The organism is Brevibacterium aurantiacum (genome assembly GCF_900169065.1).
Classification (GTDB): Bacteria; Actinomycetota; Actinomycetes; order Actinomycetales; family Brevibacteriaceae; genus Brevibacterium; species Brevibacterium aurantiacum.
Genome location: NZ_FXZB01000001.1, coordinates 325240 through 343689 on the forward strand (window position 1 = coordinate 325240; position 18450 = coordinate 343689).

General features: G+C 61.3%; 16 protein-coding genes. 6 read left to right on the forward strand and 10 right to left on the reverse strand.

Annotated elements, in window-relative coordinates:
- Positions 1-5: 5 nt before the first annotated feature.
- Both BAUR9175_RS01420 and BAUR9175_RS01425 read right to left on the reverse strand, forming a co-directional pair.
- The gene (locus BAUR9175_RS01420; protein ID WP_101557485.1) at positions 6-737 is read right to left on the reverse strand and encodes a GNAT family N-acetyltransferase; all 732 of its coding nucleotides are present in this window, start codon (positions 735-737) and stop codon (positions 6-8) included.
- Entirely contained in the window at positions 734-2050 is a 1317-nt protein-coding gene (locus BAUR9175_RS01425; protein WP_101582717.1) for an MATE family efflux transporter, read from the reverse strand. Before BAUR9175_RS01425 ends, BAUR9175_RS01420 begins: the two co-directional genes overlap by 4 nt.
- Before the next feature lie 293 nt (positions 2051-2343).
- Here BAUR9175_RS01425 and BAUR9175_RS01430 point away from each other — a divergent pair, with 293 nt between their 5' ends.
- On the forward strand, positions 2344-4821 hold the full coding sequence (locus tag BAUR9175_RS01430) for an HNH endonuclease signature motif containing protein (RefSeq protein ID WP_257944247.1): 2478 nt from the start codon (positions 2344-2346) through the stop codon (positions 4819-4821).
- Positions 4822-4860: 39 nt separating this feature from the next.
- Here BAUR9175_RS01430 and BAUR9175_RS01435 read toward each other — a convergent pair whose 3' ends face one another.
- Both BAUR9175_RS01435 and BAUR9175_RS01440 read right to left on the reverse strand, forming a co-directional pair.
- Complete coding sequence (locus BAUR9175_RS01435) at positions 4861-6060, reverse strand: acetyl-CoA C-acyltransferase (protein WP_101582720.1); 1200 nt, start codon at positions 6058-6060, stop codon at positions 4861-4863.
- Positions 6061-6203: 143 nt separating this feature from the next.
- On the reverse strand, positions 6204-6947 hold the full coding sequence (locus BAUR9175_RS01440) for an SDR family oxidoreductase (protein WP_069600331.1): 744 nt from the start codon (positions 6945-6947) through the stop codon (positions 6204-6206).
- Positions 6948-7368: 421 nt separating this feature from the next.
- On the opposite strand from BAUR9175_RS01440, the gene BAUR9175_RS01445 reads away from it, so the two are divergent.
- The 5 genes from BAUR9175_RS01445 (at position 7369) to BAUR9175_RS01465 (ending at position 12111) form a co-directional block, all read left to right on the forward strand.
- The gene (locus tag BAUR9175_RS01445) at positions 7369-8595 is read left to right on the forward strand and encodes an ABC transporter substrate-binding protein (protein ID WP_101582723.1); all 1227 of its coding nucleotides are present in this window, start codon (positions 7369-7371) and stop codon (positions 8593-8595) included.
- Positions 8596-8697: 102 nt separating this feature from the next.
- Positions 8698-9564 (forward strand): branched-chain amino acid ABC transporter permease, encoded by an 867-nt coding sequence (locus BAUR9175_RS01450; protein WP_009883101.1) that lies wholly within the window; start codon positions 8698-8700, stop codon positions 9562-9564.
- Complete coding sequence (locus BAUR9175_RS01455) at positions 9561-10637, forward strand: branched-chain amino acid ABC transporter permease (protein WP_009883100.1); 1077 nt, start codon at positions 9561-9563, stop codon at positions 10635-10637. The genes BAUR9175_RS01450 and BAUR9175_RS01455 overlap by 4 nt, the downstream gene beginning before the upstream one ends.
- Positions 10634-11407 (forward strand): ABC transporter ATP-binding protein, encoded by a 774-nt coding sequence (locus tag BAUR9175_RS01460; RefSeq protein WP_009883098.1) that lies wholly within the window; start codon positions 10634-10636, stop codon positions 11405-11407. Before BAUR9175_RS01455 ends, BAUR9175_RS01460 begins: the two co-directional genes overlap by 4 nt.
- Positions 11407-12111, forward strand: a complete 705-nt coding sequence (locus BAUR9175_RS01465) for an ABC transporter ATP-binding protein (RefSeq protein WP_009883097.1) — start codon at positions 11407-11409, stop codon at positions 12109-12111. Before BAUR9175_RS01460 ends, BAUR9175_RS01465 begins: the two co-directional genes overlap by 1 nt.
- A gap of 179 nt (positions 12112-12290) precedes the next feature.
- On the opposite strand, the gene BAUR9175_RS01470 is transcribed toward BAUR9175_RS01465, so the two are convergent.
- From BAUR9175_RS01470 to BAUR9175_RS01495, 6 genes are all read right to left on the reverse strand, one after another.
- Positions 12291-12911, reverse strand: a complete 621-nt coding sequence (locus BAUR9175_RS01470; protein WP_009883096.1) for an L-threonylcarbamoyladenylate synthase — start codon at positions 12909-12911, stop codon at positions 12291-12293.
- A gap of 106 nt (positions 12912-13017) precedes the next feature.
- Positions 13018-14328 carry an AI-2E family transporter gene (locus BAUR9175_RS01475; protein ID WP_009883095.1) on the reverse strand — a complete coding sequence of 437 codons (1311 nt, stop codon included), beginning with the start codon at positions 14326-14328 and terminating at the stop codon, positions 13018-13020.
- Positions 14329-15840: a ribosome biogenesis GTPase Der gene (gene der, locus BAUR9175_RS01480; protein WP_009883094.1), complete on the reverse strand. Its 1512-nt coding sequence runs from the start codon at positions 15838-15840 to the stop codon at positions 14329-14331.
- A complete protein-coding gene (gene cmk / locus BAUR9175_RS01485) occupies positions 15837-16496 on the reverse strand; it encodes a (d)CMP kinase (protein WP_009883092.1) in 660 nt (219 codons plus the stop codon). Before cmk ends, der begins: the two co-directional genes overlap by 4 nt.
- The gene (locus BAUR9175_RS01490) at positions 16493-17593 is read right to left on the reverse strand and encodes a prephenate dehydrogenase (RefSeq protein ID WP_101582726.1); all 1101 of its coding nucleotides are present in this window, start codon (positions 17591-17593) and stop codon (positions 16493-16495) included. Before BAUR9175_RS01490 ends, cmk begins: the two co-directional genes overlap by 4 nt.
- The gene (locus BAUR9175_RS01495) at positions 17590-18450 is read right to left on the reverse strand and encodes a pseudouridine synthase (protein WP_029416991.1); all 861 of its coding nucleotides are present in this window, start codon (positions 18448-18450) and stop codon (positions 17590-17592) included. The genes BAUR9175_RS01490 and BAUR9175_RS01495 overlap by 4 nt, the downstream gene beginning before the upstream one ends.

Genomic DNA, 18450 nt, shown 5'->3' on the forward strand with positions numbered 1-18450 from the left:
GGCGGCTATTTCAGCCGGCGGACGAGGATATCGGCGTCCCCGTTGCGACCGACCGCAACGAAATCGCGGTCATGGTAGAGACGCGCCGCGCCGTTTCCGTCTTCGACCGAGAGGCTGACGGCCGGGAAGCCGCTCATCTTCGCCAATGTGCACACCACGTCGAGGAGCATGCCGCCGATGCCCTGCGACTGATGGTCGGGCAGGACAGCCAACGACAACTCGGGGATGTCCGCGGCCACCCAGCCGTACCCGGTGAACCGCGGCCCCACCTCGGCGGTGGTGTCGGTGGCATTGCCATCGTCTGAGGCTTCGGTATCGTCTGAGTTATCGGAATCTGCGGTGGTCTGATCACTCGCGGTGTCCTCGGGGGCGGCAGTCGACCTGTCCATCACTGCATCGAACTCGGCCAGCCGCAGCCATGCGAGGCCCACGATCTCCGGCTCCGAACCGGCAACGGAATCGTTCTCGGCGGCGTCTCCGGTGTTCGGATCTGACGCATAGGCGGCCACCGCGATGTCTCCGTTGCGGCCCCAATCCTTGAAGTAGAAGGCGGCATCGTCGCGTTCGACAAGCTCGTCGACCTCGACCCGCGGCTTGTCCATCGACCAGTTGAAGCACAGGTCGAGGAACGGCAGAAACAGCTCGTCCGGGGTGTCTGCGCCCAGAGGACGGATGCGTGATCTGAGTGCGCTCCGGCGTTCCGCCTCGGCGGGATCCAGGTTCTGACCTTCGTTCATGACGTTCCTTTCTCGACCGCACGAGCGATCCAGCTGCGGTTGCGCACGCGCCAGCCCAATGTCAGCGCCCGCAGGCCGACGAAGCCGATGCAGAACGCCGCCCACAGCCCCAGTGCACCGGGCCAGTAGAGGACGACCGGAATCAGCAGGATCGCATATCCGCCTACTGCCACCAATTGTGCCAGAGCGAGATATCTAGCGTCCTCGGCACCCATGAGGACACCGTCGAGGACGAAGACATAGCCGGCGATGGGCATGCTCAAGGCGAGGATCGGAAGGAGGCTCGTCAGCAGAGCCACGACCGCGGGGTCCGAGGAGAAGCCGCGGGGAATGAGTCCCGCGCCGGCCAACAGGATGAGACCGACGACGACTCCGAAGACTATGCCCCACAGGCACAGTCGGCGGTTGATTGCGGCCACCGCGTCGCTGTTCCGTGCCCCTAGCTGCAGTCCGATGAGCGCCTGACCGGCGATGGCCAGTGAGTCGAGGGCGAGCGCGAGGGCGAAGAAGAGACTTTGTGCGACCTGAATCGCGGCGAGTTCGGTCGTTCCCGTGGCTGTGGCGAGGAAGACGAGGATGATCAGTGCCGCGCGCAGGGAGGCGTTGCGCACCAGCAGCCAGCCGGAGGTCTTCGCCGAAGCAAGCACGCCGGACCAGTCGGGGCGGAATGTGGCATGGAATCGTTGTGCGGCCCTGATAGAGATCAGCACGTAGACGAAGCACATGCCGGCTTGTGCGATGACTGTGCCCAGCGCGGAGCCGGCGACTCCCATATCGAGACCATAGATGAAGATCGCGTTCAGCCCGATGTTGGCGATGCAGCCGGCCGCGGCCACGATCAAGGGCGTGCGCGTGTCCTGCAGTCCGCGCAGCAGCCCAGTCGCGGCGATGACGACGAGCATGAAGGGCAGACCCCACCAGGAGATGGCGAGGTAGGAGTGCGCGCCCGCGGCGATCTCGGCGCCGGGTTCGAACGCTGCGATGACAGGCTTGAGCAGAGGCAGTCCCATGGCCAAGAGCACCACCGAGGTGCACAGTGCGAGCCAAATCCCGTCGAAGCCTGCGTTGATGGCACCGGAGCGGTCCCCCGCTCCCATGCGCCTGGCAACCCGAGGTGTGGTGGCGTAGGCGAGGAAGATCATCAGCCCGAGAACGGTCTGCAGGATCGTGGACGCAATGGCCAGCGACCCCAAAGCACCGGCGCCGAGGTGGCCGACCATGGCCGTGTCAGAGAGCAGGAAGATGGGTTCGGCGATCAGCGCTCCGAGGGCCGGAAGTGCCAATCGGAGAATGTCTTTGTCGATCGCTGCCACGGATCGAGTCTAACGAATCAATCGAGTCCGACGAACCGGGTGGCATTGACTCTCGTGTCAGTGGCGAATGAGATCATATTCAAACAAACCGATCCAGTCACCGGTATTGGACTACAAGTAGATGATAGTGGAATTTTAAGGATCAGTCGCTGTTCCTGTTCTATCAAATCACCTATTTTATTTCGTCCTCTATTCGAATCTATCTATCTTTCTGTTCTATTTATCGATACACTGGATATAGACGCCAATGCCATTGAAAGGTCTCCACAGAGCGGTGGAGAGGAGGCAACGCAATGAAGCACATGAACGACAGCAGTTCGCACTACAGCGTGCATTCAGCCGACACCAGCTCGTCAGCCTCCAACGGCCGTTGCCTCGATATCGACGAGGATTCTCCATTCAGCGACCTGTCGGCTGTCTACGCCTGCAGCGACCAGGCACAGTTCGCAGCGCTCGATGCCACCAGCAGCATCTTCGTTCGCGAAGTTGCGCACTACCTCGGTCTTGCTGGTCCCGATCTGACTGTCCCCTATGACTTCGCGCCTCTCGCGGAGACCGTCCGCCGACACTGCCGTCGCAAACGCCCCCGCACGAGCTCCACAGCAGGCGCCGCTGCCAGCGCGCAGTCTCCTGCATCTTCTGCTTCGAGCGCTTCGTCCACTTCTGGCCGAAAGAAGGACCGCGGAGCTGGTCGCAGAATGCGGCGTGAGCAGAGGGAAGCCCGGGAGCACCCTGAGCCGCTTCCCGACTTTCCTGCATTCAATCCCGCGTCGACGTTCAATGGCTGGACCCATCAATACGCCTGGGCTGAAGACATCTGCGAGTACTCGACGCTCCTCGGTGCCACCACGTCGGGGGCCTATAAGCACATCACGTCTGCAATGACGCTGGTCCACGGGCTTCCACAGTTCCACCAGCGTTGCCTCGATGGCGATTTCACCATCGAACATGTCGCATTTGTGACCCGTCGCTGCCGGGATGTCGCGTTCAGATACCTGCCCAGCATTGATGACTACTTAGCCGACAGGCGTGCAGACATCACGATCGAAACGTTCAAGCGTTCGCTCGCTCTGAAGATCGCAGCACTTCAACCAGCACAGGAGACACTGGAGAAGGTCGCAGTCCGCCGCCGGGTCGATATCAGCACGGGTGACGATGGGACCGCATATCTCACGTTGACTGGGCCAGCTCCAGAACTTCACGCCTGCTATAGACGGGTCGAAGCATTCGCTCGAGCCGTCTACAAGGGAAATATCGATGCATTCGGCGACCAACTGAACGATGGTGAGTCCTTCGACGACGATCGCGGCATCGACGCGCTCATGTTCGACATTCTCACTCGCACCCGACCCCAGCTGAAGCTTCGGATCACCAGCAACAACACGACAACTGGGGACATATCGAGCACGGACTTTCCGATCGATGGCCTTTTCGCTGGACCTGACGGTGTCCCCATGTCGCCCGAGGAATCTCTGCTCGATTGCATCGAACGGACCTTTGGTCAGATGAACGACGAGACTTCAGTACCGGCCGGCGCAAACGACCAAGAGCATGCAGCCGGGCAAGGACGGGCCGCCGCCCAAGGACAGGGCGACAGCCAGGAACAGACCACCAGCAAAGGACAGGCTGCATCCGACTACTGGTTGCGCGACCCGCGATTCTTCGAAGCCATGATCAACAGTCGGCCGACACCGGGTAGGGCATTCTGGCCGCCCGGGACCGACCCGCAGACACCGCTCGACGATGATTCCTCGTCCCCATATGACGGATCGACAAGTACGGTCAGCTACGAGGTTCTCCTCGACTTACCCACCCACGAATATTGGCTTTCCCACCAAGCACGGACGACGATCACCGTCCCCATGTTCACACTGCTCAGCCAGTTCCTCGGCACTTCAGATGACGAGACAAGTACCGAACCGGCCCGGACGCCGAAGACACCTGCCAATGCAGAGGCCCCACCCGTAGAAGTTAAAACAGCCGAGGGTAAAGAAACAGATGCAGATGTTTGCGATCTGGCCGGGATGCTTCCGGACGGCTCCCCTCTGCCAGCCGACATGGCACGCAGGCTCGCCGGATATGCGTCAACATGGACACGCATCCTCACGGATCCAGCGACCGGCACACCACTGGATGCGAAGGCGATCAACTACACGATCCCCAACAGCGTTCGCCAGCCCCTTTCCGCCCAATGGATGAACTGCACCATGCCCGGGTGCACTCGGCGGGCCGAACTCACAGAAGTCGATCACATCATCCCCTTCGACCACAGCAGCCCACAAAGCGGTGGCCACACCCGATTCGGCAACCTGCACAATCTCTGCAAACTTCATCACCAGGCAAAGACAGACCGGAAGTTCTCGGTCAGAATGACCGAACCTGGACGGCTCGAGTACATTTTCAGACACGGGATCACGACGGAAGTCATGCCGCCTGACAACCCGATCAATGTCGAGCATGCCAAGCTGTTCCTCAAGTATTTCGCGACACCGCCACCACAAACGGCTGCCCCACCCCCAACTGCGGCCTCGCCGAGAGCTGCCCCGTGTGCCACAGAGGCTCCCCCACGGCAGACGGACGAACAGAAGGAGTCCGAGACGGCAGAAGAAAAGCCGCCGACCGCGCAGTCACAAACTGCGCAGCCGACGACTGCTCCTACCGGGAAAGGTCAGTCCCCCGTGTGGGCCGAATACGTTGACCCCTTCTCTGGCCAACCCGAGCAGAACGCGAAGCAGCAGATCTGGGGTTCGGGTGAGAAGCCACCATTCTGATGATCAGCCAGATGATGAAGCTTCAGCCAACGTATTGGGTCAGCAGACTTCGAAGAGTCCGGCCGCTCCCTGACCGCCGCCGATGCACATCGTGACGACGACATACTTGACTCCGCGGCGACGCCCCTCGATGAGAGCGTGACCGACCAGGCGGGCACCGGTCATTCCGTAAGGGTGACCGACCGAGATTCCTCCACCGTCGACGTTGTACTTCTCTGGATCGATCCCGAGGCGGTCACGGCAGTAGAGAGCCTGGACCGCGAATGCTTCGTTGAGCTCCCACAGACCGATGTCATCGATGGACAGTCCCTGCGCCTTGAGCAGCTTCGGAATCGCAAAGACGGGACCGATCCCCATCTCGTCGGGATCGCAGCCAGCGACGGCCATGCCCCGATAGATGCCCAGTGGCTCCAGTCCACGTCGGCTCGCTTCATCACTCGACATCAGTACCGAAGCAGAGGCTCCGTCAGACAGCTGTGAAGCATTGCCAGCGGTGATGCTTGGGACCTTCGAAGCGTCGCCGGGCTTGAGGACTGGGTTCAGACCAGCCAAGCTCTCCAAGGTCGTCGACGGACGGTTCCCTTCATCGCGCTCGAGAGTCACCTGTTGAGCCGAGGTTTCCTTGGTCTCCTTGTCCACGACGATCTTCGTCGTCGGCAACGCGACGATCTCGTCGTCGAACCGGCCAGCCTCCTGGGCTGCGGCAGTCCGCTGCTGCGAAGAAAACGCGTACTCGTCCTGTGCTTCCCGGCTGATGCCATAGCGTTCGGCCACAACCTCGGCGGTGGCGAGCATCGGGTAGTAGATTCCGGGAACATGTTCGACCAGCCACGGGTCCTTCGCCCGGAACATATTCATCTTGTCGTTCTGCACCAGGGACACAGACTCCATGCCGCCGCCGACTGCAATCTCCTGGCCATCGAAGAGGATCTGCTTGGCAGCGGTGGCGATCCCCATCAGCCCGGAGGAGCACTGACGATCAATCGTCATTCCTGAGACCGTTGTCGGGAGGCCGGCTCGCAGTGCCGCCTGGCGAGCGACGTTGGTGGATTGGCTGCCCTGCTGCAGGGCTGCACCGAAGACGACGTCTTCGACTTCGCCCCCTTCCAGACCTGCCCGTGAGACAGCGTGGGAAATGGCGTGACCCGCCAATTCCTGGGCTTGGGTGTCGTTGAACGCACCCTTGTACGCCTTTCCGATCGGAGTTCTAGCAGTGGAGACGATGACTGCTTCGCGCATGACGTGCCTTTCTTCAGTGAGGTGCGCCGGACCGGAGTTCGTCGCGATGTCAGTGGGACTAGATTGTCAGTAGGACCAGAGTCTCAATGAGACCAAAGTGTCTGTGAGACCAGAATGCCAGTGGGACCGGAGTCCGCTGTTGGTCAGTTTTTCGGCCCTCCAGCGACATAGATGACCTGGCCGGAGACGAAGCCGGCTCCCTCTGAGGCGAGGAATGATGCCGTGTGAGCAATGTCTTCGGGCTTTCCCGTGCGCGCAACGGGAATCTGTCCGACTCCCGCTGCGATGAAGTCTTCGTAGTTCACGCCCATCCGCTCAGCGGTGGCTTTGGTCATGTCGGTTTCGATGAGGCCGGGAGCAATCGCGTTGGCCGTGACTCCGAACTTGCCGAGCTCGATCGCCCAGGTCTTCGTCATTCCCTGGATTCCCGCTTTGGCCGCGGAGTAGTTCGTCTGGCCACGGTTGCCCAACGCTGATGTCGACGACATCGATACGATGCGCCCGTATTTGGCCTCGACCATGTAGGCCTGAACTGCCTTGGCCATCAGGAACGCACCGCCGAGGTGGACGGAGAGGACCTTCTGGAATTCCTCGTGCGTCATCTTGAACAGCAGGTTGTCTCGCAGGATGCCGGCGTTGTTGACGAGGACTGTCGGCGCACCAAGAGTTTCGGCAACGGTCTTCACTGCTGACTCGACGGAGGCTTCGTCGGAGACATCGGTGTCGATCCCCAGCCCCTTCACGCCTGCGGCTTCAACGGCCTTGACCGTATCTTCAGTCGGACCCATGTCGAGGATCGCAACGTTCATTCCGTCTGCTGCCAGGCGCTGGGCGATAGCGGCTCCGATGCCGCGGCCGCCACCTGTGACGATTGCTGTCCGAGTCATGACGATTTTCCTCCGAAATGCTGGTTCGTGATTGGGCGCGACAACAGTGATGTGGATCTCACCTCTCGCAACTTCCACCATAGACCACATTTCTCACTGAACGATTGTTTGCTCAGGAATTGGGATCTCGACTTCCCGCGACTGCCGACCAATGCTCACTTCAACACCGCACCCTGGGCGACCGACCCCAGCTCCGACCACCACAGGAGCACAACACGAGCCGACCAGACTGCACCGCATCGCGGTGTGAGAACAAAAGTCAACGATTTCCAAAATGAGATTGACATCACATTTGATGATGTATAGGTTCCATTCTAAGCCTCAATCGAATATTCGTTCAGATTGGCTTCGGGGCCTATTCAGGCATCCCGACAATTTAAAGGAGCGCTGTTGCTCCGTCTCACTTTTCAAAGGAGAAAAGATGACCTCAATCCCGCGAAGGGCGAGCCGTCCTGTGCTTGCTGCGGCCGTCATCAGCACATTTGCACTGGCTCTCGGCGCATGCGGTGGGGGCGGTGGAAGCGGAGACTCCGGAGGCGGCGATGAATCTGTAGTCATCGGCTATACAGGTCCCCTGAGCGGCGGAGGGGCAGCCTATGGAGAGAACGTCCAGACCGGACTCCAGATGGCTGTCGACGATATCAACAAAGATGGGCTCGAAGTCGACGGGAAAAAGGTCACCATCGAGCTCAAGTCCCTCGACGACAAGTATGCGCCGTCCACCGCAGCCAGCAATGCACAGCGACTGGCAGATCAGGACAAAGCCCCTGTTGTCGTCTCCCCCAATGCCGGGGCCATCAAGGCGATCCAGCAGATCAACGACGGTCGCTCCAAGTTCTTGATCTCCGCGTACACCTCGGATCCTGCCATCGTGCAGGCCGACAATCCGCTGACGATGATGATTCCGCCGAACTTCGAGTCCTATGCCAAACCGTTCACTGAGCAGGGAATGAAGCATGGCGGCAAGAAGCTCGCTCTGCTCGGCACCCAGAGCGAATACGGTCAGCAGTGGACGAAGGCGATCACGGACGAGTGGAAGAAGGCCGACGGCAAAATCGGTGCAGACAACAGCATTGACTATGCCACCGTCTCGGACTTCGCCGGCCCAGTCTCGAAGGCGCTGTCAGAGAAGCCGGACAGCATCTTCGTCGGTGGCCCTTCACAGCCGACCGCACTGATCATGGAAGAGGCGAAGAAGCAGGGCTTCAAGGGCAGCTTCCTTGTGATGGACCAGGCGAAACTCGACGAGATGGCAACCGTGACCAAGCTCGAGAACCTGACGAACTCCGTTGGAGTGCTGCCAGTCAAGGAATACGAGGATCCGGGCACAAAGGACTTCCTCAAGCACTTCGCGGAAGTTGCCGGTGAGAAGAAGGTCGCGACCAGCGAGACTGCGCTGAACTATCAGAGCATCGCCATCATCGCCAAGGCGATGGAAGAAGCGGGTACAACCAGCGATCCAGAGAAGATTCGGGCAGCGATCCCCGACGCACTCAGCAAGGTCGATGACAAGTACAAGGTCAACGGCTTCCCGACCGAAATCTCAGATGAGGGCCACCTGGTCAACCCTGAGCTGGAGGTCACCTACCTCGACAAGGACGAGAAGTACACGAAGGTACCCGTAGAGCAGGTATCCGACGCCAAGTAGTCACCATCGTCTAGTAGTCACCATTGTCGGCGCTTCCCGCAGCGGGGTATGAGCTTCATACCCCGCTGTGGCGCCGTCTGACGTCCTGTGAGGATTCGCTTCATGACCCTTTTCATCCAACAGCTCTTCAACGGCGTTGCACTCGGCGGTGTGTACTGCCTTGCAGCAATCGGTCTCACCCTAGTCTTCGGCGTCCTGCGCATCCCCAACCTGGCGCACGGTTCGCTGTACATGCTCGGCGCCTACGTCACCTACTTCTTCCTGACCACGGTTGGAGTGCCCTATGTGGCAGCCATCGGCATTGCAGCACTCATCCTGTTCGTCCTCGGTGTGCTGCTCGAACGCTTGGTCTTCCACCCTCTGCGTAACTCACCGCACACCCATCACATGATTGCGGCCATCGGCGCCATGTTCTTCTTCCAGGCCGTGGCACAGGCGATCTGGGGCGCCGATTTCCGGCGGATGGAGACACCGATCTCGGGAAGCCTGCGTATTCTGGGCGCTGAGATCTCCGCACAGCGCATCGTGATCATCGTGACTGCAGTCGTCGTGCTCTCTCTGCTGACATGGTTCATCAAACGATCCATCCACGGCCAGACGATCGAAGCCATCGAACAAGACCGGACAGGATCGGCTCTGGTCGGAATCAACCCCGCCATGGTCTCGATGCTGACTCTTGGCTTGTCCGCGCTTCTGGTCACAATCGCGGCCGGCCTCGTCTCTCCCATCAACCTCCTCTCCCCCACGATGGGTGACTCGCTCAACCTCAAGGTGTTTGCGATCATCATCCTCGGCGGCCTCGGATCGTTGCCGGGCGCCATCGTCGGCAGCTTCGCGCTGGCGATAGCGGAGACGATGACCTCAACCTATATCTCCTCGGCTGTCGGAGAAGCGGTGGCCTTCATCGTTCTGGTGGCGGTGCTCGCGATCAAACCCACAGGCCTGTTCGCAAAGGCGGTGCAGCGATGAATGCACTGAAGAATCCCCGCATCCTCGGCACACTGGCTGTGCTGCTCATCATCGCCCTGACACCGGTGGCTTTCGGCGACGAGAACTACATCATGCGCGTGATCACCGTCGGACTGTGTTCGGCGATCGCGGTCTACGGCATGAACATCATCCTCGGCTTCACCGGGCAGCTGTCGCTGGCCCAGGGTGGCTTCTTCGGCATCGGGGCTTACACGGTCGGATTGCTGACGACGGATTTCGATTGGTCATTCTGGCAGGCCTTCCTCGTCGGCGTGGTCGGCACCTCCGCCATCGGTTACCTGTTCGGACTCATCGCACTGCGTACGAAGGACGAGTACTTCGCCATCTTCACGATGGCCATCGGCTTCATCATCTATCTGACCATCAGCCGATGGGAATCGGTGACTCACGCCCATTCCGGAGTCAACAATGTGAAGTTCCCCGAGGCTGGGGATCTGATCGATTTCAGCAACCCGACGGCGATGTTCTATCTCGTCTTCATCATCCTTCTGGCCTGCGTCTACGTCACGTATGCGATCCGTCGCTCCAGCGTTGGTCGCACACTGCTGACGATTCGAACCAGCGAGGACCTTGCCGACGCGATCGGCGTGAATGTGGGGCTGAGCAAGCAGCTCGCCTTCGCTGCGTCAGCCTTCTTCGGCGGCATCGGCGGCGGCCTCTATGCCTCCGTCGTCGGTTTCATCGGCCCCGATGCTGCGACCGTGGACAAGACATTCGAGTTTCTGATGTTCATCCTGGTCGGAGGCATGGGCACTGTGGCCGGGCCGCTGGTGGGCACCATGATCGTGACGTTCCTGTTCGAACTCTTCCAGGACTTCCAGGCCTACCGGTTCATCGTGCTCGGGCCCATCATCATTGCACTCGTGATCTTCGCCCCGCGCGGAGTCGTGGGGTACCTGGGTGGGTTCATCGACAAACGAGCGCGAAAGCGACGAATCGGCTCCGCTCGCAAGGACGGCTCAACTCCTGCCGGCACTCCGAGCAGCGCTGACGCTGCCGGTCACCGAGGAGCTCCCGCCGACACCATCACCACGACCGAGGAGAAGAAGTGACGCTGCTCGAAATCAGAGGCCTCGGGAAACGCTTCGGCGGACTTGATGCCGTGAAGAATGTCGACCTCGATGTGCAGGAAGGACAGATCACCGCTGTGATCGGTCCCAACGGTGCCGGCAAGTCAACTCTGTTCAACCTCATCCATGGGTTCTATCGCCCCACCGCTGGGACCGTGTCCTTCAACGGGCGGGATATCACCCACTCGTCTCCGCACAACTCGGTCAACGGGGGAATTGCGCGAACCTTCCAGACGACGCACCTCTTCGACGACTCCACACTGTTGGAGAACGTGTTGGCCGGTCGCATCGTCCGGTCCAAGTCCAATGTCTTCGACGCGATCTTCCACACTCCGCGGCATCGCCGGGAATCGGCACTCAATCAGGACAAGGCGCTCGAAGCGCTCGACTTCTGCGGTGTCGCCGAATTCCGGCACGACCTTGCGTCCAATGTTCCGCAGGAAGTGCAGAAGCGCACGGCCGTCGCGATGGCATTGGCGACCGAACCTGAGCTGATACTCCTCGATGAACCTGCTGGAGGCATCCCCGAGGAGGAGACCACGGACTTCGGCAATCTCATTCGCTCTCTGCCCGGTCGCGGGGTGTCGGTGCTGCTGGTCGAACACAAGATGTCGATGATCATGGGCCTAGCAGACACGATCCTCGTTCTCGATCACGGTCAGAAACTGGCGATCGGCTCCCCCGCGGAGATCCAGAGCAATCCGGACGTGATTCGTGCCTACTTGGGATCGACCAAGGATGAGGAGAACTGATGCTCTCGCTGGAGAACATAAGCGTCGGCTATGACGCGACTGACGTGCTGCACGGGGTGAGCATCACTGCCCAGCCCGGTGAGCTGACGGTGATCCTGGGAGCCAACGGCTCGGGAAAGACCACCTTGTTCAAGACCATCAGCGGACTTCTGCGCACGCGTTCGGGAACGATCGAATACAACGGGCACCCCATCCAACGAACTCGGCCGAACACCATCGTCAAACGCGGCATCGCTCATTGCCCCGAGGGGCGGCACCTGTTCGGGAAGATGTCGGTTGAGAAGAATCTCCGCTTGGGCACGTACCCGCACAGGGATCGCACCCGCACCGAGGAGATCCTCAATGAAGTCCTCGAGCTGTTTCCCATTTTGAAGGAGAAGTCGGCCCAGCCTGCAGGTTCGCTCTCGGGCGGACAGCAGCAGATGGTGGCGATCGGTCGCGCGTTGATGTCAGACCCCAGCCTGCTGATCTTAGACGAGCCGTCTATGGGCCTGGCTCCCCTGGTTGTCGAACAGGTGCTGGAATCGATTGCACAGATCAACAGGAACGGAATCGGCGTGCTGCTCAGTGAGCAGAATGCCAAGGCTTCCTTGGCGATCGCCCACCGTGGATATGTGTTGGCTGAGGGACGAGTCGTGCTTGCCGACGATGCCGAGAAGCTGCTCGACAACCCTCAAGTGCAGGCGGCCTACCTGGGACTGTGAACCGGTCGGGCACACGCATCACGCCCACGGTTCGGCACAGGCGCAGCTCTCAGACGACTTCGACCTCTGGTGCTTCGCATTCGCTGCGAGGCACCAGAGGTCGATGGAGCACTGCTACCGGTCGAAGGAGCACTGCCATGAGTCGAAGTGAACCGCCGCAGTCGATGAACCGCTGAAGCTCATTCGAAGCGGGAGACGTCTCCGGCTCCGACGCGGGCAACCACTGGTTCCCGACCGGTGAAGTCGATGACGGAGGTCGGGACGTTGCCCGGTACTCCGGATTCGATGACGGCGTCCAGTTCGTGGCCGATCTGTTCGACGACCTCGTCGGCCTGGGTCAGCGGGTCCTCGGCGCCGGGCAGCAGCAGGGTCGATGACAGAATGGGCTCGCCCATTGCTTCAACGAGCGCCAGTGCTGTCACATTCTGAGGAATGCGTGCACCGACCGAGTGCTTTTTGGCGTGCATCATGCGACGTGGAACTTCCTTCGTCGCCTTCATGATGAATGTGTAGGGCCCCGGAGTCATCGACTTGATGACCCTGAAGTCAGAGTTGTCGACGATGACGAACTGTCCCAGTTGGGCGAAGTCGCGGCACATCAGAGTGAAGTGATGCTTCGAGTCCAGTTGCCTGATGCGGGTGATCCGCTCGATTCCGGCCTTATTGTCCAAGGCACAGCCCAGGGCATAGCCCGAGTCTGTGGGGTAGGCGATCAGTCCGCCGTCCCGCAGAGTCTGCACGGCCTTCTCGATCATTCGGTTCTGTGGGTTCTCAGGATGAATATTCAGTACAGTCGCCATACTTCATGCTAACCACTCACAGCATACGAGGCGAGAGGCATGACGTAATCGATCGCACAATTCTGCGGTCCCGACCGCCAGAGACTTCGTCTGCCGAGCTATCGGGTCAGTTCTTCGGTCCGGACGTGTCCTGCTCGGCTTCACTGTGCGGCGTAGTCAGGCTATCTTCGTCGGCAGCTGACGCGGCAGACTCCTCCGACTCTTCCGAATCAGACATCCCCAACGGCGATCCGAGAGTGTCGCCCAATGACTCGGTCACTGGTGACACCGGTGGTTCCTCCGTAGAACTGTTCGCAGTCGTCGGGTCCGAGGCGAGGAGAATGTTCACCCATTTGGCCTTCGGGTCTGCGTCGACGAGCAGCGCCTTGAGCAGAAGTGTCGCAGGCAGTGCGAGGAGCGCACCGAGCCATCCGAGCACCCACACCCAGAACAGCAGCGACAGGAAGGACACCAATGGTGTGACCCCGACCGACTCGCCCGTGAACTTCGGTTGGATGATCGATTGGATGACGAAGTTGAGCACACTGTAGGCGATGACGACCCACAGCGCCGACTGCCAACCGCTGTCGACGAGGGCAAGCAGTGCCGGAGGGATGAGGCCGATGACGAACCCGATGTTGGGAATGTAGTTCGTCAGGAACGCGAGCACGCCCCACACCCAGATCAGCGGGACGTCGATGATCGCCAGAGCGATGACGTCGAGGACAGCCACGATGAGGCCGAAGACCGTGGCCACGACCCAGTAGCGTCGGACCCCACTGGCGAAACCGCCGAGTGAGGCCGCCAGCGAGGGCTTGACGTCGAGGAGCATCAGCATGCGCCGGTCGATGCCCATGGAGTCCATGGCGACGAAGAACACTGCCATGACGACAGTGGTCAGCAGCCCAGCGACCAACGACACATTGGTCAGCAGCGGATACACAGCGTCGATGAGGGATCTGACGTTGAACTGCTGGAACTGCTGTTGGAGGACTGAGGACGTGACACCGATATCGGACAGGAACGACAGTGCGCTCTGGTAGGTCGCGACGAGCTGTTCACCGTAGCTGGGGATGAGGAGCACGAGTTCGGCAACGGACCATGCCGTCAGCCCGAAGAAGCCGAAGATCATCACCAGCACGAGGAGCACCGAGATGGTGGCTCCGATCGCACGCGGCACCTTCAGCTTGGTCAGATACTTCTGCAGCGGATAGACGACGATGTAGAAGTTGAGCGCCAGGAACACCGGAGCGACGATGTCCTGGAGTCCTTTGAAGAACATCAGGGCATAGGCCAGACCGGCGATCGTCAACGCGATGACAAGCGCCCTGGCAGGCCGGCTGGCATGCCAAGGACGTTGTTCACGAGTCAGCTCAGGCTGCTGCTCACGATGATTCAGCTCCGGTCGCTGCCCGTGGAACTGCCCGTCAACGCTCACTCAGCGCCCTTTCCGCTTCTCCCTGATTCGCATCGACACCTCGATGGGAGTTCCCTTGAACCCGAACGTCTCACGCAGACGCCTGACAATGAAACGACGATACCCCGGATCGAGGAATCCGGAGGTGAAGAGCACGAACTTCGGTGGCCGGGACTGTGCCTGGGTTCCGAACAGGATCCTCGGCTGCTTGCCTCCGCGCACCGGGTGAGGGTTCGCGGCGACCAGTTCACCGAGGAATGCGTTGAGTCGCCCGGTTGGGATGCGTGTGTCCCATCCCTCCAGAGCCGCCTCCATCGCGGGGACCAGCTTGTCGGCGTGGCGTCCGGTCTTGGCCGAGATGTTCACTCGCGGAGCCCAGGCCACATGAGCCAGGTCCCGCTCGATCTCGCGCTCGAGATAGTAGCGACGCTCGTCATCGAGAAGATCCCATTTGTTGAACGCCAGCACCACGGCACGGCCGGCTTCAGCCGCCGTCGTGACGATGCGAACGTCCTGTTCGCTCAAGGGCTCCTGGACCTCAAGGAGGACCAGAGCCAGCTCCGCGCGTTCCAGAGCGGTCTGGGTGCGCAGCGCAGCATAGAAGTCAGCACCGCTGGCCTGGTGAGCACGACGACGGATTCCGGCGGTGTCCACGAAACGCCACTGCTTGTCACCGAGCTCGATGAGTTCGTCGACCGGGTCGCGGGTGGTGCCGGCGACGTTGTCCACGAGCACACGGTCGGAACCGATGAGCTGGTTGAGCAGGGAGGACTTTCCGACGTTCGGTCGCCCCACCAGAGCGATCCGACGTGGACCGCCCTCTTCGATGCGGGTTTCGACGGCAGAGACCTCGGGCAGGATTGTGAGCACCTCGTCGAGGAGGTCAGCGACCCCGCGACCGTGGAGACCGGACACCGTGAACGGCTGTCCCAGACCCAGGCCCCAGAGTTCGGCGGCCATGAGCTCGCCGCGTTCGTCATCGACCTTGTTGGCGGCGAGGATGACGGGCTTCTTCTTCCGGCGCAGCATCTTCACGACCATTTCATCGGTCGCGGTCGGTCCGGTCGTGGCATCCACGACGAGGACCACGGCGTCGGCCATGTCGACGGCGACTTCGGACTGGATCGCGATGCGCGAGGCCATGCCCTTGGAGTCCGAGTCCCAACCGCCGGTATCGACGAGGGTGAATTCCTTCGTGTTCCATTCCGCCCGGTAGCTCACCCGGTCACGGGTGACTCCGGGGACGTCTTCGACCACGGCTTCACGGCGGCCGAGGATCCTGTTGACCAGGGTCGATTTGCCCACGTTGGGGCGCCCGACGACGGCCAGGACGGGGTCAGCCCCGCGGGTCTCTTCGGCTTCGAACTCGAAACCGTAGGCGTCGAGCAGTGCCCGGTCCTCGTCTTCGAGGTCATAGCTGGAGAGACCGGCTTCGAGAGCAGTCGCCCTCTTCTCGGCCTCCTCGTCGCTGATGCTCTCGAGACGCTCGGCCAGATGCTCGTCCGGGTTCTCGTGGAATTCTGAATCAGTCATTGTGAGTCCTTCACCAGTTTCAGCACCGTCTCGACCACCTGGTCGAAATCGATGTCACTGGTATCGAGTGTGTAGACACCTTCGGAGGCTTCCAAGAAGCTCGTTGTCGCTGAGTCCTTGGCGTCACGGCCGGTGACCTGGGATTGGGTGGCGGCGAGAGCCTCGGCGTCGGCGTTTCCGTGGAGCTCCTTGGCCCGGCGGGCCACGCGAACCTCGTCACGGGCGGTCATGAGGATGCGAACCTCAGCGTCCGGGGCCACGACGGTCGTGATGTCACGTCCCTCGACGACGATTCCCTCCGGTGCCGCGGCGATGATGGTCCGCTGCATGTCGATGAGCTCTTCGCGGGCATCGACGACGGCAGACACGGTCTGCACGTTCTCCGACACCTCGGGTTCGCGGATCTCCTCGCTGACATCAATTCCGTCGACGGAGACGAAGAACTCGTCCGGATCGGTCGAGATCTCCAGATCGACCCCGCGGACCTGTTCGAGGACGTCGACCGGGTCGGTCACGCCCCGGTTGAGGCACAGCCAGGCCATCGCACGGTACATGGCACCCGTGTCGAGGTAACTGTAGCCCAATCGGCGGGCCGTTTCCTTCGCGGTGCTCGACTTGCCGACCCCGCTTGGTCCGTCAATGGCGACGACGCTCATGCAATTCCCTCTTTCTCGATGGCGGATTCGGGAATCTGCCATCCCTTCGACAACAAACCGATCTCAAGTTCCTGCTGGGTGGCCGGCACCACCGAGACATCGACGATCCCGATTTTCTGACCCGGCGCGTGATCCATCCGGAAGTCCTCGACGTTGATGTTCAGGTCACCGATGTCCTTGAACAGTGTGGCCAGAGTTCCCGGGGTGTCGGGAACCAAGATCGTGACTACAGCATATTTGGTCGGAGCCTGTCCGTGCTTGCCCGGAATCCGATCGTGACCTTCATTGCCCAACGCAATGGCCTTGGCCAGTGCGCCTGTCGAGCCGGGGCCCAATTCCAGAGCAGTGATGACCTCGTCGAGTTCGGTGCGCAGATCCAGCAGCACCGAGCGGATCTCCTCGGAGTTCCCGGCCAAGATCTGCGTCCACAGGCGCGGGTCGGAGGCGGCGATCCGCGTCACGTCTCGCAGTCCCTGACCTGCCAGTGCGACTTCCTCCAACGGCGCATGACGCAGCTGCGAGGCCACCAGCGAGGCGACGACCTGCGGCACGTGTGAGACCTTCGCGACCGCGGCATCGTGGATGCGCGGATCAAGATGGATGACCGAGGCACCGGTGGCTTCCGCCATCGTGACGACCTCGCCGAGGCGGCTGCCCGGTGTGTCCTCATCCGAGCAGATCACCCATGGTCGGGCCGTGAACAGGTCCGACCGGGCAGCGATCGCCCCCGACTTCTCCCGGCCCGCCATCGGGTGACACCCGATGTAGCGGCTGAGTTCGGCCTCGCCGACCAGTTCCCGCACCGCTTCGAGCAGGCGAGTCTTGATGCTGGCGACGTCGGTGACCGTGGCGTTCGGGTAGGTCTCCAGCGCCGTCGCGATCGTCTGCGTGGCAACATCCGGTGGAGTGGCGACGACGACGATCTGCGGATCTTCGGCATCGAGACGTGCGGAACTGACAGTCCCTGCCCCCAGATCGGCCGCCAGCTGCTGGGCGGTCGGTGAGGTGTCTTCGAGGCTGACCTGGTACTTCTGTGCACTCAACGCCAGTCCGAGGCTCGCGCCCAGCAGACCGGTGCCGATGATGTGGATTCTCACAAGCCGACGGCCTCGAAGAGCTCGCCGATCTCGTCCGAACGCAGCGGGCGGATCTTGCCCTGCCTCTGCTCGTCCAAGGTGATGGGACCGAACTTCGTGCGCACCAGACGTTCGACCGGGTGGCCGACCTCCTTGAGCAGGCGACGCACAATGCGGTTGCGGCCCGAATGCAGAGTCAGTTCGACCACGGACTTGCCGGGCGTCGAATCCACGAGCTTGAACGAATCGACCTTGACGAAGCCGTCGTCGAGGTCCATGCCTGCCTTGAGGCGAGAGCCCACGTCCTTGGCCAGCTGTCCCCGGACCTGGGCCAGGTAGGTCTTGGGGATCTCGTAGCGCGGGTGAGCCAAGCGGTTGCTCAGCTCCCCGTCATTGGTCAGCAGGATGAGTCCCTCGGTCTCGGTGTCGAGTCGTCCCACGTGGAAGAGACGGTCGACGCGGTTCTTGACGTAGTCGGCCAGGCAGGGGCGCCCGTCCGGGTCGCTCATCGTCGACACGACTCCGGCCGGCTTGTTCAGCACGAGGTAGACCTTCTGAGTCTGTGTCGAAATTCTCACTGCGTCGACGTACACGGCTTGGGTTTCGGTGTCGATTCGGGTGCCCAGCTCGGTCACGATGGAACCGTCCACTTCGACCCGTCCGTCGAGGATCAGCTGCTCACATGCACGACGTGAGCCCAGGCCCGCCTCGGCGAGGATCTTCTGCAGTCTCACACCCCCGCTGACATGGGCATCCGACTTCTCGCCCGTGCCTGACTGCGACCGCTGGGAGCCTCGTGCAGAGGTGCTGGATCGCTGTTTTCGGGTCGGACGATTGTTGCGCCCGCCTGGCGCTCGGGGATCACGGTATGGACTCAT